The organism is Butyrivibrio sp. AD3002 (assembly GCF_000420905.1).
Classification (GTDB): domain Bacteria; phylum Bacillota; class Clostridia; order Lachnospirales; family Lachnospiraceae; genus Butyrivibrio.
Window position 1 is genome coordinate 88,797 of record NZ_ATVV01000009.1, and the last position, 14,625, is coordinate 103,421.

Below are 14,625 nucleotides of genomic sequence, written 5' to 3' on the forward strand. Positions count from 1 at the left end.
TATGCAATCGTCCTCTGAAAAAGGCGCCCTCCTTGCCGGAGAGCGCCTTTGTTATTCCTATGTTGGAAAGTTCTATATTTATTAACCCTGAAGTAGTGACATAACACCCTGTGTACTCTGGTTTGCCTGAGCCAACATTGACTGTCCTGCCTGTGCGAGGATATTGTTCTTGCTGTAGGTAACCATCTCGTCTGCCATGTTTGTATCGCGAAGTCTGGACTCTGCTGCTGTTGTATTCTCTACTACGTTATCCAGGTTCTTGATTGTATGCTCTAATCTGTTCTGGATTGCACCGAGTTCTGATCTCTGTTCTGATACGGTCTTAAGTGCATCTTCTATAGCGTCGATTGCGTATGTCGCTGCTACGCCAAGGCTATCTGTTACTGTAAGATTCTGAATACCAAGATTAGCTGAGTTCATAACCTGTACATCCATAAGGATTTTATTGGTCATATCTGCATCAGATCCTACATGTAACTGAAGACCAAGGTCCTTTGCAACCCTGGCAGTTCCTTTACATATACTGAAAGTATACTGCTTTTCATCGTTAGTAGCACCGGTTACAGGCGTTCCATTGGGGTTTCTGCAATTTGTTTTAACCATATTCACCTTATTACTATCAACACCTATAAGGTTAGCCTGTTTAAGAGCTTCATTTATCTTCTTTATAGCTGTGGATACCTGTATATTCTTATCTAAATTTGCGTCTACTGCAACTCTGGTACTTCCACTAGTAGGAGTTCTAACCTGAGCTCCATCGATAACCATAGCCTGAATCTGTTCAAGAGAAAATTCCTGATCTCCAACTTTAAATACTTTTGTTGTCCGATCATATGTGCTTGTTGACTGTACATAAGTAGTTCCATTTATTGTAACAGAACTGTTACTACCAAGTGCTGCAGAAACGTCTTTCTGTATTTTTCCTATTGTATCTGAGGAGCTATCATACATATGGAAATTCTTTCCTGCAATCTTTATATCATCGCTGGACTTAAGATATGTAGTAAATGTACCATATGTTCCAAGATCTGCAATTGTACCCTCAAGACCTGCGTCATGAGTATTCATGTACTTGTTATAGTTTCCGGTGCCTCCCCTAAGAAGGTAGGTCTCGTTAAACTTTGTCGTTTCTGCAACTCTGTCAATTTCTGTAGTAAGCTGTGTAATCTCATTCTGGATTGCATCGCGGTCTGTTTTGCTGTTGGTTCCGTTTGCTGCCTGTACTGCCAGCTCGTTCATTCTCTGAAGCATATCGTGTACTTCTGTGAGTGCACCTTCAGCTGTCTGTACTGCGCTTACACCATCATCAGCGTTTGTTGATGCTCTGTCCAAGCCTCTCATCTGCTTACGCATCTTCTCACTTATGGAGAGTCCTGCTGCATCGTCTGCTGCTCTATTGATTTTATAACCTGAGGAAAGTTTTTCAGAAGATTTAGCCTGCTGGCCTGTTGTAATGCCAAGCATTCTGTTAGAATTCATCGCCGTCAAATTATGCTGGATAACCATATTATACCTCCATGTGGGTGCAGTCTCTCCCTCTGATCCGTAGAGTCCGAGCCTGCTGCTTGATACTTTAATTCAAAATAATAGTTACTTATTAAGTTGAGTGCGCTCCCACATCGATCATCCTTGACGATGTTTGTATTTGTTTTACACTCTATATATCGTTCCGATTTTCATTTACTTAACCCTTTTTTTTAATTTTTTTTGATTTTTTGTTTCAAATCACACATTATCCCATTTAAAAAGCAAGAAAACGCTGTATTTATGCGCCTTCTCACTTTTTTGAAATTTTGAATATTTTTATAAAAAAAGTTTCCTTTTCGTCCCTTTTTCAGATAAAAATCCACGTTTATATCAAAAATATTACTCTTTCTCTATCATTTTCAGGACATCCCTGACCTTTTCCACAGCATCAAAAAAGCCTCTGTATTCTTCAGGTGTCCATTTTTCCCTGATCCTCTGCTGCACTCCGGATATACCTATTACAGATGGGACAGATACTGCCACCCCCTTGCATCCATGCTCACCCATAAGCGGCGAGCATACACTTGTAATAGTCGGCCTTAAATTGATAATAGCATCCGCCAACTGGCATACACAGGTTGCTATACCGTAATGTGTTCTTCCCTTTGCTGCAATGATCTCAGCTCCCATCTTCCTGGTGTTGCATGCCAGCTCTGCTTTTATTTCATTATCCCATTTTAGGTCCATATTATTGCAGTACTCTTCTATAGGAATACCTCCAACCGTAACATGGCTCCAAACAGGCACCTGTCCGTCCCCGTGCTCACCAACCACATAGCCGTTTATAACGCCGGTACTAAGACCCACATAATCAGCAATTGTTCTCACGAGCCTTGATGAATCAAGGATGCACCCCGAGCCAAATACCATTCCGTTTGGAAGTTCCATCCATTCAGCCGCTTTATAAGTGAGAATATCCACCGGATTGGAAATAACAAGAAGAACACCTCTTGTGTAATACTTCTTAATAGAATCCGTTACATTTTTCATGATCCCTACATTATCATTTATGAGATCAAGCCTCGTCTCACCGTTCTTTCTTCCTCGCCCTGCAGTAATTATTATAAGATCACAATCCGCACAATCACTGTAATCTCCTGCATAGAGATCAGCTGTACCCATCCCGGGAAGACCATGCCTTATATCTTTAGCCTCACCGTCAGTCTTCTCATTATTAATATCAATAAGTACAATCTCTCTCGCAATGTCACGAAGAGCAAGCGCATAAGCTATGGAAGAACCCACATATCCGGCTCCAACTATAGCAACCTTTCTGTTTCCTATTACATAATTTCTTTTCATAGGCACCTCACGAAAAAGTAATTGTTCTCGTCAGTAGCGCAGGAAGATCATACCCATCCCAAATGAGGTCAAAGTCCATTGTCTTTCCGACAGGAACCACACGGTCAATCCCTTTGATTCCTTTTTTAAAAAGGTCTTTTACCACATCACTCTTTCCTATATAAGCGAGGGTCTGACATTTTTTGTCATCACAGACTCCCGATATTTCTTCAATACTATCGCATTCATATTCGTAAAAGAGTCCACTATTATCGAAACCTTCTTTAAGCGCATCGGTGATTTCCGGAACATTAACACGTATTATAAGGTTATCATCATGTTTTTCAATCTTTGTCCCGGGTGTTAGCGCTGCATAACCAAGTGCACTGGAAAGCTTATTCACCCCTTGTATAGGCTGATATCTGTATTTCTCCTTTACAAGTTTGTATTCCTCTTCCCAGAAAAGTTCCTTTGCTTCCCTGACACTACTGCCCATCCACACTATAAGCTTAGGACTAGTGCATGCATTTTGGTCTGTAAGAAAAGTATCGTTATAAAAATCCTCCGCAACTCTCTTCTTATTATCTATATTCATATAGAAATCGGAATCAATCACAGCTATGGAAAATCTGTCCGCGAAACATATTTCACTAGCTCGTGGAGGAATGGGAGATTTCCTTAGTTCATATATAGTCTGATCCCCACCCCATACTATTCTCACATCTGCCATACTACTGAAGGCATTATTTATTTCCTCATTTCGTTCATAGCGAACACATACTATATAAGGCTTGATATTATCATGTCTTTCAAGCACCTTCCTATATGCCGCCGTGATCATTTCAACCTGTTCAAAGTCCTTCGAAGGTACTCTTACAACATTGCTGTTGCCCATAAGGAGTGATGTTGTCAGCGAATACGCAAAGTTCACTGCAACATTTGACGGAGCGATATGAAAAACGAATCCTCTGCCGATGCGCATTCCGTCTCTATCATACCTTTCCTTCAGATTATTTAATGAAGCTTTCCTGATCCAGTAGGCATAAGTGATAACATCAGAGAACATCTTTGCTGCCTTGTCCGCCATTAGTTCCTTGGACACATCGTTAAGGAATGCCATTACATTTTCATCAAAAGGACAAAGTGCGGGCACAGTCCCCATCCCGGATACAACAAGAGCATCTCCCACAAGATAGGATATTCCTTTTTCAAAATCAAAACTTTGAGGCATACGTATCACTGCACCCCCTTAATTCAGCATTCTTAATTCTTCCCACTATCTTAAAATATTTTCCCTTCCTGCCACATGGACAATCATCCTCTCCAAGGATGATGCCTTCATCCTCCGTTAATAGCGAGTGCCCGGGATAGGATTCCGGTATAGCCGACACCACCTGTATAATTCCCTTTTCTCCAATTTGGGCCACAGAAAAATCAGAGGGTCGTCTGACGATTACATCAGAAAATATACTGGCATGAAGATGTCCACATTCACATTCCATATATATGCAGCCTGTCTGTTCCACCATCCCATAATAATCATAGATGTGTTTTAGTCCGCACACCTCTTCAAGACTCTTATGGAAATCCTCCTCGGAAACTGCCTCGGAAATAAGTTTCTTCCAACCTCCACCGTGAATAAGTATTCCCTCGGAAAGATCAATGCTTATTCCTTCTTCCTTTAACCTCACCAGTTCTTTATAGAAATGCTGCCATATCATGAAGGTAAAGCCAAACAGCAAAATCTTCTGTCCCATAAATTTCCCAAGAAATTCTTTCACACCTTCAACATCCAGTTCCATATTTTCATTAAGTGCGTATATCTTCTTTGTTCCAAAAATAGAAAAGCCCAGTATTCCTGCACCTCTTGCAGAAAACATCGCTCTGTCTTTGATTACATTTGGAGAATCTATTATGATCATAGGCATACGCTCGGATCCTGTGAAATCCGAAACAATTTTGACCATTGTTTTTTGCTGATTGGCAGATGTTGTTTTATCAAGATAAATCCTACTAACCGCCTGTCCCGTTGTCCCGGATGATGTCATCACCTTAATAACCTCTTCATCAGGAACAGACTTAAGCTCAAGTTCTTTAAAAAGTCTCACAGGTATAAAAGGTATGTCAGCGTATGTCTGCACACTGTTCCTGTTAAACCCTAACGCATCCGTCATATTTTTATACTTTGGACACTTGTCTATATGAAGATCCGTCAAGTCCATAAGTCTCTGTGTAAGCATTTTTCGTTTTTCAGCCCGGTCCAGAGAAAATGGTTTTATTTTGATAATATCTTCGTATGTCATGGCATTATTCCTATAGATACTTCTCCAATTTGCAATTAACAATATGCGCTATCTCTTCATATTCCTGATTGATAAAAAAGTGACCCTCACCAAGCTCATGGTAGTCATACTCACCGGTTATAAGCTGCTCCCACTTTTTAACGTCCTCAAGAGCCGTATCTTTTTCACAGTAAAAAAAAGTTGCATCGCATTCTATATTCTTACCGGTATCATTGAAGCGATATTCAAAAAAATGCTTGTAATCCGATATCATAGGTTTTAAATAAATGTCCGCAAACCTCTTATTATTCAGTAGCCTTTCATCTAATCCTCCCAGATCCTTAGCGCGTTTAAGTACTATCTCATCTGTAGGGTTTTGCTCCTGCCTAAGTTCAAGCGCTCTTGTCTGAGGCGACACTTCAGCAGCCACAAAGAAATGTTTGAGTTCTCCGGAAAGCCCGCCCCTTACAAGCATTTCATATCCCAGAAGCGTTCCCATACTATACCCAAATACTGCGTAAGGCATACTGTTATTCCTGTATTCCTTGCAGTACTTTATTGCATCCTCAAGCATCTCGGAAAGAGTTGACGATAGCGGTTCCTTAGCACGCACACCTCTCCCTGCATATTCCACAGGAATAACCTCTATTCTTTCATCGATAAGATCCGTAAGGCGTCTGAAAGATGCTATACTCCCACCGGCATATGGCAATATAAAAAGTTGTAGTTTTTTATCATTCATAGTATTTTGTAAGTTCTTTGTATAGAGTTTTACCTGAATCATTTTTCGGAATCTCATCTATAACATGAGATGTAAATGCTGCCGGGTTAAGCTTGGTCTTAGCAATGACAAACTCCTTTACCTTATCGGAATAGGAGTCATCAGTAACAAATATATGCAGATGATCGTCCACTCCGGCGCAGGCTACCTCGATACCAAACTCTGATTTTATAAGTCTGTCAACTTCATCCAGGTTTACTCTGTTTCCATATATCTTAAGGAATCTCTTTTTTCTTCCGACTATGTAGTAATATCCCTCCTCGTCAAACTGAGCCATGTCCCCGGTCTCAAGAATTCCGTTTCTCTCATCGCCTTTACACAAATCTTCTCCGCACTCGGCATATCCAAGAGTAACATTTTTTCCTTCATAGACCAGTTCACCTGTTACCATCGGTGTTGTTATATCATTACCGTCAACATCGATCAGTCTGAATTTTCCACCGGGAATGGCGATACCCATAGAGCCCTTCTTTTCAACAGATTTCTCCGGAGGCAGATAGCCCATTCTGGCTGTTGCTTCACACTGTCCGTACATTACAACAAATTGCCTTCCGGTCTCATCTGCATATCTGGCAAATTTCTCATGAAGATCAGGCAATAGTTTTCCGCCGGCCTGTGTCATGGTTCGAAGACTGGGCAGTTCCATCCTGTATATTCTGAGCTTATCCAACATCTCATAAGTATAAGGAACTCCTCCAAATGATGTTGCCTCCTTCTCTTTAAAGAAATTCCAGAATTCCTTTTGCATAAGGCCTTTATCTGTAATAAGGATAGTAGCACCTGCCAGCAAATGGCTGTTTATAATGGAAAGTCCATAGGTATAATTCATCGGTAATGTTGTAATTGGTCTCTCCGTTTCATCAAGTTCAAGATATTGGACAATAGACTCAGCATTAACCCGAATATTCGTATATGATTGTCTGACAAATTTAGGGGACCCGGTAGATCCTGATGTGGTGAGCAAAAGCGCAAGCTGATCGAACAATTCATATCTATTCGAATAAGCAGTCTTAAGAAGAACGTAGCCGTAACCTTTATATATAACTTCAAGTTCTTTCCACAAATCTGCCATATCTTCAGGGCACCAGATATAATCCGGATGGTACTTATCAAGAAGGCTGTCCCTGAATTCAACTTCTAGCTGAGCGTTTAACATAACAGGCACTATACCGTGATTCAGAAATGAAACATATCCTATTGCCGAACCAACAGCATTTCTGCAAAAGCAAAATACTAAAGAACGCTCTTTAAGTCCTCCGCATATCTCGTCTCCTGCCCTGTATAATTCCTCATAGGTCAGTGATACCCCGCATTCATCGATAATTGCATCATTTCCGGAATACTTCAAAAGATCAAACAGCATATCATTTCCTTCCTATATATACTCAACTTTTCTGTTGCCCTTAACCGCAGGTCTAAGATACTTAACATCTGTAAGTCCCATGGCAAAGCATATCAGCGCTTCTTCATTATTCTTTACTCCAAGTATCTCTCCTAATTCGCAAACATTGTTTATAGCAGTCTTCATGTCGCCTCTATACCCTGTTCCCACACCCAGGGAAGCTGCTTCAAGCTGCATCCTCTCCGCAGCTATCGCAGCATCAGTCAGATTAGCCTTGCTCCCGACAAACACAACCATATACTCTGCATTCCACAGTATTTCATCTCTTTTTGCATCAAGTCGCATTGTAGATGAATACAAAGGATTAATAGTCCCTGTCTTCGATACTTCCTCGACAAGGTAGTCCAAAGCCTTGCCATATATTACCGGAAGCTTTTCCTTTACCAGGATAATTCTTGCTGATTTCCTATTTCTGTCAGTAGGAGCACTCTGACCTGCAAAAATAATCCTTTGAAGCACATCCTCTGTAATAGCTTTGCCCTTTATATACTTCCGTACAGTTCGCTTTCCGGCCATAAGCCCAAGAAGTTCATCCTGTTCTGCTTCTGCGTCAAGGAGCTTGCCTCCGCTTATCGCATCTTCAGGACAGATAGCATTACAATGTCCACATTCAAGGCATCTTCCACGTTCTTTGAACGATGCTTTTTTCGCACCGTTTTCTGAATCAACAAGAATCAGATACTCATTGATACAATCAGAGACACACTTCCCGCATCCTATGCATTTTTCAGCATCTATCACCCTACTCATTGCATTTTCACCATTTGAGATTTAAGAGCATCAACAATCTCTATCTCCATTATTGGTTTCTCATCTTCATTGATATATGCCGTGCATACTCCCTTTGCTATACCTCTTTTAAAGGAGCCTAGCTTCGCTTCAATTCTTATCACATCCCCCGGTCCGGCACTTTTTGTCATTCGCAATGGCCCTATAGACGAGATCACAGGAATTTCAAATTTACTTCCATCCTCCGTTTCCTCTGCTTTTAAAAAAGTTGCCGAAAAAGTCTGAGTCATACTCTCCAGAAGCAGTGTCAGCGGCAAAATAGGATTTCCCGGATAGTGGCACTCAAAAAACCAGTCATCTTCTTTTAAGACAATCTCTGCCTCAGCACAGTTATTGCCTACTTCAAGCGAATGTAATATCATGAAGGGATACCTGTTTGGTATCAAAGAGTAGATTTCCTTACCGTATTTTTTCACGCAAAACCTCCGCAAGAAGTCAAAGATTTAATTCCTTAACAATATGGTCTATTCGACTGTATATCCCATCCTCATTAAGGCCATAATCCTTCAGTAATGCCTCATGCGAAGCTCCATGTGGATACTCGTCATCAAATCCCATTTTAAATATCGGAATACGGTCACAAAGTTCAGAACATGCTTCCGCAACTGCGCCTCCCAGTCCGCCTACAATACTGTGCTCTTCTATAGTCAGAATCGCTCCTGTCCTTTTCTGAAGTCCAAGGATAAGTTCTTTATCAACCGGCTTAACGGTATGAAAATCATATACTGCGATTTCCTTTCCTGTATCCTGAGCATACTTCCTTGCTGCCTGTATCGCAGGATAAACCACTGGTCCATTAGCCAGAATACTTACGACTCCATCCTTTATGATCGGAACTGCTTTTCCAATTTCAAAATCATAATCATCCTCGTAGACAACCGGTATCCCAGTCTTGTCCATAAGCCTGATGTAAACTGAATCCTTATATTTTATTGAAGCCTCAACAATTTTCACTACTTCCGTACAGTCTGCAGGTGTCACCACAGCAACATTGGGAATGGATCGCATGATTGCCACATCTTCTATTGTGCAATGTGTAAATCCAAGCTCACCATACGCAACGCCGCCCGCAAGCCCTGCCATGATCACCTTCTGATGCATATATCCCTGATTCACACGTATCTGTTCCAGACATCGCATTGACTGAAAAGGTGCAAAAGTCGAAGTAAATACGGTATACCCCTCGCTCGAAAGGCCGGTAGCTATACCCATCATATTCTGCTCAGCAATGCCGACATTTATCACCTGCTCAGGAAGGTCCCTTGCCATGCTACTTAGTCCCGCAGAATTTGTGACATCCGCAACCACGGCTATTATGCCCGGATCTTCCTTTGCAAATTCTGCCACTGCGGTTCCAAAGGTTGGTCTCTCTCCTAAAATTGACCATCTTTTTGCATTCTTCTTGTTATATTCCATACCTCAGTCTCCAAAGCCAAGCTCACTAAGTCCCTGCTCATATGCCTTCTGAGTAACTACCGCATGATGCCAGGAATTATCATTTTCCGAAAACGAAAAGCCCTTTCCTTTTACTGTATCCATGATCACAGCCAGAGGTTTTTCGGAATCTTTTTCAGGATCAAGAGCACTGCAAAGCGCCTCGATATCATGTCCATCGACTTCTTTTGTTTCCCATCCGAAAGCATCCAATTTTTCTTTCATATTTCCAAGCGGCATCACATCTTCTGTGGCTCCGCTAAGCTGGAATCTATTACAATCTATTATTGCAACCAGATTGCCAAGCCTGAATTTTGGCGCTGCCATAAATGCTTCCCATACGGAACCCTCATTGCATTCTCCGTCACCAAGAACAACATATACATGGTTATCAATTTCTTTCTTAGCACAGGCTATAGCTACTCCGATTCCTATAGACAATCCCATTCCAAGAGAGCCGTTAGTAAACTCAATTCCAATATTCCTGTTTTTGACAGGGTGACCAAGCAGACTACTGCAATCATCTTCAAAGGTGTCCTTAAGAGATTCATCCATAAGTCCGGCCTCAATAAGCGCAGAATATAGTCCAAGTGAAGAATGGCCTTTGCTCAGGATACATCTGTCTCTCTCCTGTGCTCCCATGCCTACAACTCTTGTATTCATCACGCCAAAATAAAGCACAGCCATTACATCAGCAATAGACAGCGCTCCGCCCATATGGGCAGCATGACCACCGGCATGCTTACCCATATCAAGTATCAGCTTTCTCATATTCCGGGCATGATTTTCAATCTCTGAATAGTCAAACCTCATCCTTCTCCTCCGGGAATAAACTCGCGCATAATATCAGGAAGTGCTATCTTCAGATCTGCAGATAACGCATATTCACCGTTTACCTTTGCCTCAACATGACCCGAAGCCACACCTCTCCTAAAGCTCTTTAAAAAGCCCTCAATTATCATGGTATCCCCGGGAATAACCTTTTTTCTCATACGAAGATTATCTACATTAAGGAAAGCCGTTTTCTTCCCCTTATGCTCAGGAATAGACAGGAAGGTCATTATAAATGTCTGCGCCAAAATCTCCATCTGAATGAATCCGGGTACATTGGGCTCATCCTCAAAATGAGCAGGGAAAAACCACTCATCATAAGTGAAATTCTTCTTGGCTCTCACATACTCCCCGGGTCTGACCTCTTCAACAACATCAAGAAAAAACAGCGGATAGCGGTTTTGCTGATATTGCTGTATCTCATACGCCCCAATATTATATATGGGCTCATACTTAGTCTCCATATACGATATCCTCCATCAGATCTCTACATCGTACTTCTTAAGGATCTCGATTCCCTTTGCAAATGAACTGAACTCAACGATATCATCGGTCTCAAACTGAATATCGAATGCATCCTCGATAGCAGCAATAAGGCCCATGTGACCAACAGAATCCCATGCCGGTATTCCCTGATACTCAAGTCCTTCAACCTGATCGCTTTTAACATCAAGACTTTCTGTAAAAGCTTCAACATATTTTTCTTTGTTTGTCATGATAATGCCTCCTTTTTATTCATCCTCCTCAAGGAAGGGATTTTCTGTCGAATAGTATCTGTCTCTTCGTTTGTTGTAATCTATGTCTTCCACCGGTATACCAAGGTACTTAAATATCTCAAAGAGATATTTGCCGTAGTGGTCGAACATTATCGCCGCATGGTGCGGATAATTTTTTTCAACCAGCACATGTCTGTAAAATCTGCTCATGTCCCTAATGGCAAATATTCCGATACTTCCATAAGACTTTGTTGCAACCGGCAATATTTCACCCTGAGCAATATATGCTTTGATTTTCGTATCCGACGCACTTTGAAGTCTGTAGACAGTTGTCGGTCCGGGCACAAGGTCTCCCTCTATGGTACCCTTTGTAACATCCTCGGGCAGAGTCCTTGCCATTATCCTCTGATTACATAGCTTGCAGCTTGAAAGCTTGCATGAAGAAGTATTGCCGCAGTGGAATCCCATAAACAAATCGCTGTTTTTGTATGGTCCTTTAAGGAATTCCTTCCCTTCAATATCAGCTTTATACATATCCTTCGGAACTGTATTATTTATATCCAGGATAGTTACCGCATCCCTAGATATACATGTTCCGATATACTCAGACAAAGCTCCGTATATATCAACCTCACAGGAAACAGGATATCCTTGCGCTGTAAGTCTGCTGTTCACATAGCAGGGTACAAATCCGAACTGAGTCTGAAATGCCGGCCAGCACTTGCTTGCTATTGCCACATACTTACGCTGTCCCTTATGATTTCTTATCCAATCCTTCAAGGTAAGCTCATACTGCGCAAGCTTTGGAAGCACTTCCGGAAGTGCATTCCCATCTCCCAGCTCATTTTTCATATCCTCAACTATCTCATCTATCCTAGGGTCATCTGCGTGCTTGTTGTACGCTTCAAAAAGATCAAGCTCTGAATTTTCTTCTATCTCCACATGAAGATCATACAGTGGCTGGATCGGCGCGTTACAAGCAAGGAAATTGCTGGGTCTTGGTCCAAATGATATAAGCTTTAAATTTCTAAGTCCTATAAGAGCACGAGCAATCGGAACAAAGTCATGGATCATGTCCGCACATTCCTCTGCGTCACCCACGGGATTCTCGGGAATATAGGCTTTGGTCTTTCTGAGTCTCAAAGCATAACTGGCATTCAGAAGGCCGCAGTATGCATCTCCCCTTCCGTCAAATAGATCCTCTTGGGTCTCCTCTGCCGCAGCGCAGAACATAACAGGCCCGTTATAACAATCGGCAAGCATAGTTTCCGATATCTCAGGGCCAAAATTGCCAAGATAAACACACAATGCATTGCAACCCTCTTTTTCAATATTTTTGAGAGCCCTTGCCATGTGAAGTTCGCTCTCGACGATGCATATAGGACATTCATAGATATCATCTGTCCCATATTTTTCCACATACTTTTTGACAAGTGCTTCGCGCCTGTTTACTGATAATTCTTCAGGAAAACAGTTCCTGCTCACTGCTACAATTCCGATTTTTATATCCGGCACATTATTCATAAAAGCCCCACCTCATTCGAATTACTGTGTATTCCTGGTATTTGGTCTGTCCTGATCTCCATCCGCCTTAAAAATAACAATGTTTGTTCTGGACTGATAGTAGTTTTTTATGTTCTCCTTCACAAATGGCTCAAAATAGTTGGGGATTATCGTATCTCCGTCAGGATCGAGAAGTTCAAATCCCGCTTCATCCAAATGGTAGTCCGATAAATCAGACACCATCAAATCTATATATTCATATTTTTCTGCTTTCATCAGCATATGAAGCGCTTTTCCAAGCTTACTTAGATGCCCCGGATTTCCTCTGTAATCCACAAGCCTTAATAATCTTCTGTCAAGCAAAGTTACCTCTCTTCCAAAAAGCACTCCCACCGGCTTACTTTTCTCATCAGTTACAATCCATTTTCTATATGAATATACAGGATGATTAAAATACCTTTTTTCAATAAACTTAGGAGACTTATATATCATCCTCTCATTTTTCTCGTCTAAATCGTATGCGCTTAGTAGGTCATCAAAGTTTTCAACTTCCCGAAGCCCATAACCTGTTTCATGATAATCGGATATTTTGCTTCCTTCTCCCGGTGATGCTACAAGATAATCCTCAAAGTCAGGATTAAGCATGTAATACTGCTGCATTATTCCGGTCACATGCTTAAATACTTTTATATAAAGCGGAAGAATCGTTTTTGAATTTGTTCCGCTGGCAAAATGCTCCTTTTCGCCAACAAGAGCCATCTGTCTCTTCATAAGCTCCAGACCTGACATAGGCAGAATATCTTTAGTCACGATCTTAGTCATAGCCGGAGAAATATTTTTATTATTTTCATCGTAGGCCACAAACCCGACAATCCCAATTAATCCGCCGCTTTTTCTCTCCATAAGAACAAAATTTATATTCTTATTATCGCCGTATTCATTCCTTCCGTACTGCCACAAAAACAATTCCCTGTCATACGAAAAAATATGACTCTCGCTCCATTCATCATGTATAAACTTCATGATATCGGGAACGTCGTTAACGTTTGCCAATCGAAAATTATACTGCTCTTCATATCTGTTCATACTACTAACACCCTGCTTCAGTAATCAATCTTAAGATAGTTATCGGATTTTGGAGGAAAATCATTACAATCAAGTCTGGGAAGTAAGTACCTGTCATCTGTATCAAGATCCGCAACTGCCACTTTCGTTGTAAGTCCAAGAACACAGCCCCTGCTTTTAATATAATTGACCACCTCATCATTAGTGCTTCCGTAAGGATAATTCATAACCCATCTGTCAGAATCAACAAATGTATTCATGGCATCCAGCGCTTTTGAAATATCCTCCTGCATCTCTTTAGTATTAAGATTCCCCAGCCAGTAATGACCATACCCATGAACTCCGATATGCATGCCGTGCCTTTTCATGGCACGAAGCTGATCCTCGTTCACATATAGTTCATAAGAAATCTTTTCCTCAGAAACATCGACATATTTCTCGAATAATTCATCGCAAATAATACTTCTCAGTTCTTCGGGAAGAACTGTTTGAAGCATCCTCTTTATGAAAATAATCTCTCCGGAATCGAATCTGTTTGCTTTGCCATATTCATGAAATAACTCTTCATTGTCCGGATAGTCATACTCTTTGCCCCTGTAATAATCCATTCTCTCGCAGACATTTTTCAAAAGTTCTTTTTCGTCAGTTGCATTGGCAAGAATATAATGGACTTTGTTCACATCCAGCATTTTATGTTCTGCCAGAGGCTGTGCCGGAATAAAAAATGAACCCTGTATTCCTTTTTCATCAAGTATAGGAAATACATAAGTATAGTTATCGATATAGCCATCATCAAAGGTTAATAGACAGGCATTATCCGGAATATCACCATTTCCTTCCGCAACAACAAGCAGTTCTTCCATTGTTATCAGATTAAACCTGCTACTTAAAAAATCTATCTGTTTTCGAAAGGCATCTACACTTAACCCCTTAATATTCTCATATCTCCCATGCTCAAGATCCCTGACATAGTGATACATCACGATGTGGATTTTTTTCATCTCTGCCTCCGTT

Annotated in this window: 15 protein-coding genes; all 15 read right to left on the bottom strand. The window is 41.2% G+C overall.

Annotated features, from left to right (window positions below; translation table 11 throughout):
* Positions 1 to 81 precede the first annotated feature (81 nt).
* On the bottom strand, positions 82 to 1,506 hold the full coding sequence (locus G596_RS0108270; RefSeq protein ID WP_022761371.1) for a flagellin N-terminal helical domain-containing protein: 1,425 nt from the start codon (positions 1,504 to 1,506) through the stop codon (positions 82 to 84).
* Positions 1,507 to 1,866: 360 nt separating this feature from the next.
* Complete coding sequence (locus tag G596_RS0108275; protein ID WP_022761372.1) at positions 1,867 to 2,829, bottom strand: L-lactate dehydrogenase; 963 nt, start codon at positions 2,827 to 2,829, stop codon at positions 1,867 to 1,869.
* A 7-nt stretch (positions 2,830 to 2,836) separates the two neighbouring features.
* Positions 2,837 to 4,039 (bottom strand): acyl-CoA reductase, encoded by a 1,203-nt coding sequence (locus G596_RS0108280; protein WP_026671248.1) that lies wholly within the window; start codon positions 4,037 to 4,039, stop codon positions 2,837 to 2,839.
* Complete coding sequence (locus G596_RS0108285; protein ID WP_022761373.1) at positions 4,023 to 5,111, bottom strand: LuxE/PaaK family acyltransferase; 1,089 nt, start codon at positions 5,109 to 5,111, stop codon at positions 4,023 to 4,025. The genes G596_RS0108280 and G596_RS0108285 overlap by 17 nt, the downstream gene beginning before the upstream one ends.
* 10 nt (positions 5,112 to 5,121) lie before the next feature.
* Positions 5,122 to 5,832, bottom strand: a complete 711-nt coding sequence (locus G596_RS0108290) for a thioesterase II family protein (protein ID WP_196805208.1) — start codon at positions 5,830 to 5,832, stop codon at positions 5,122 to 5,124.
* Positions 5,825 to 7,234, bottom strand: a complete 1,410-nt coding sequence (locus tag G596_RS0108295; RefSeq protein WP_022761375.1) for an AMP-binding protein — start codon at positions 7,232 to 7,234, stop codon at positions 5,825 to 5,827. Before G596_RS0108295 ends, G596_RS0108290 begins: the two co-directional genes overlap by 8 nt.
* A gap of 12 nt (positions 7,235 to 7,246) precedes the next feature.
* Positions 7,247 to 8,023, bottom strand: coding sequence for a nitroreductase family protein (locus G596_RS0108300; RefSeq protein ID WP_022761376.1), 777 nt, complete (start codon positions 8,021 to 8,023; stop codon positions 7,247 to 7,249).
* Entirely contained in the window at positions 8,020 to 8,478 is a 459-nt protein-coding gene (locus G596_RS0108305; RefSeq protein WP_022761377.1) for a 3-hydroxyacyl-ACP dehydratase FabZ family protein, read from the bottom strand. Before G596_RS0108305 ends, G596_RS0108300 begins: the two co-directional genes overlap by 4 nt.
* A gap of 19 nt (positions 8,479 to 8,497) precedes the next feature.
* Positions 8,498 to 9,478, bottom strand: coding sequence for a transketolase family protein (locus G596_RS0108310; RefSeq protein WP_022761378.1), 981 nt, complete (start codon positions 9,476 to 9,478; stop codon positions 8,498 to 8,500).
* 3 nt (positions 9,479 to 9,481) lie between these two features.
* Complete coding sequence (locus G596_RS0108315; protein WP_022761379.1) at positions 9,482 to 10,309, bottom strand: transketolase; 828 nt, start codon at positions 10,307 to 10,309, stop codon at positions 9,482 to 9,484.
* A complete protein-coding gene (locus G596_RS0108320) occupies positions 10,306 to 10,791 on the bottom strand; it encodes a 3-hydroxyacyl-ACP dehydratase FabZ family protein (protein ID WP_022761380.1) in 486 nt (161 codons plus the stop codon). Before G596_RS0108320 ends, G596_RS0108315 begins: the two co-directional genes overlap by 4 nt.
* Positions 10,792 to 10,806: 15 nt before the next feature.
* Positions 10,807 to 11,043, bottom strand: coding sequence for an acyl carrier protein (locus tag G596_RS0108325; protein WP_022761381.1), 237 nt, complete (start codon positions 11,041 to 11,043; stop codon positions 10,807 to 10,809).
* 15 nt (positions 11,044 to 11,058) lie between these two features.
* Positions 11,059 to 12,567, bottom strand: a complete 1,509-nt coding sequence (locus tag G596_RS0108330) for an L-fucose/L-arabinose isomerase family protein (protein WP_022761382.1) — start codon at positions 12,565 to 12,567, stop codon at positions 11,059 to 11,061.
* A 21-nt stretch (positions 12,568 to 12,588) separates the two neighbouring features.
* Positions 12,589 to 13,632 (bottom strand): hypothetical protein, encoded by a 1,044-nt coding sequence (locus G596_RS0108335; RefSeq protein WP_022761383.1) that lies wholly within the window; start codon positions 13,630 to 13,632, stop codon positions 12,589 to 12,591.
* 17 nt (positions 13,633 to 13,649) lie between these two features.
* Complete coding sequence (locus G596_RS0108340) at positions 13,650 to 14,612, bottom strand: polysaccharide deacetylase family protein (protein ID WP_022761384.1); 963 nt, start codon at positions 14,610 to 14,612, stop codon at positions 13,650 to 13,652.
* Positions 14,613 to 14,625 lie beyond the last annotated feature (13 nt).

Excerpts from the sequence above, each read along its gene's own strand:
- G596_RS0108275 (WP_022761372.1), bottom strand. The coding sequence starts at position 2,829 with ATGAAAAGAAATTATGTAATAGGAAACAGAAAGGTTGCTATAGTTGGA.
- G596_RS0108310 (WP_022761378.1), bottom strand. The coding sequence starts at position 9,478 with ATGGAATATAACAAGAAGAATGCAAAAAGATGGTCAATTTTAGGAGAG.
- G596_RS0108290 (WP_196805208.1), bottom strand. The coding sequence starts at position 5,832 with ATGAATGATAAAAAACTACAACTTTTTATATTGCCATATGCCGGTGGG.
- G596_RS0108280 (WP_026671248.1), bottom strand. The coding sequence starts at position 4,039 with ATGCCTCAAAGTTTTGATTTTGAAAAAGGAATATCCTATCTTGTGGGA.
- G596_RS0108340 (WP_022761384.1), bottom strand. The coding sequence starts at position 14,612 with ATGAAAAAAATCCACATCGTGATGTATCACTATGTCAGGGATCTTGAG.
- G596_RS0108330 (WP_022761382.1), bottom strand. The coding sequence starts at position 12,567 with ATGAATAATGTGCCGGATATAAAAATCGGAATTGTAGCAGTGAGCAGG.
- G596_RS0108285 (WP_022761373.1), bottom strand. The coding sequence starts at position 5,111 with ATGACATACGAAGATATTATCAAAATAAAACCATTTTCTCTGGACCGG.
- G596_RS0108300 (WP_022761376.1), bottom strand. The coding sequence starts at position 8,023 with ATGAGTAGGGTGATAGATGCTGAAAAATGCATAGGATGCGGGAAGTGT.
- G596_RS0108295 (WP_022761375.1), bottom strand. The coding sequence starts at position 7,234 with ATGCTGTTTGATCTTTTGAAGTATTCCGGAAATGATGCAATTATCGAT.
- G596_RS0108325 (WP_022761381.1), bottom strand. The coding sequence starts at position 11,043 with ATGACAAACAAAGAAAAATATGTTGAAGCTTTTACAGAAAGTCTTGAT.
- G596_RS0108320 (WP_022761380.1), bottom strand. The coding sequence starts at position 10,791 with ATGGAGACTAAGTATGAGCCCATATATAATATTGGGGCGTATGAGATA.
- G596_RS0108335 (WP_022761383.1), bottom strand. The coding sequence starts at position 13,632 with ATGAACAGATATGAAGAGCAGTATAATTTTCGATTGGCAAACGTTAAC.
- G596_RS0108270 (WP_022761371.1), bottom strand. The coding sequence starts at position 1,506 with ATGGTTATCCAGCATAATTTGACGGCGATGAATTCTAACAGAATGCTT.
- G596_RS0108315 (WP_022761379.1), bottom strand. The coding sequence starts at position 10,309 with ATGAGGTTTGACTATTCAGAGATTGAAAATCATGCCCGGAATATGAGA.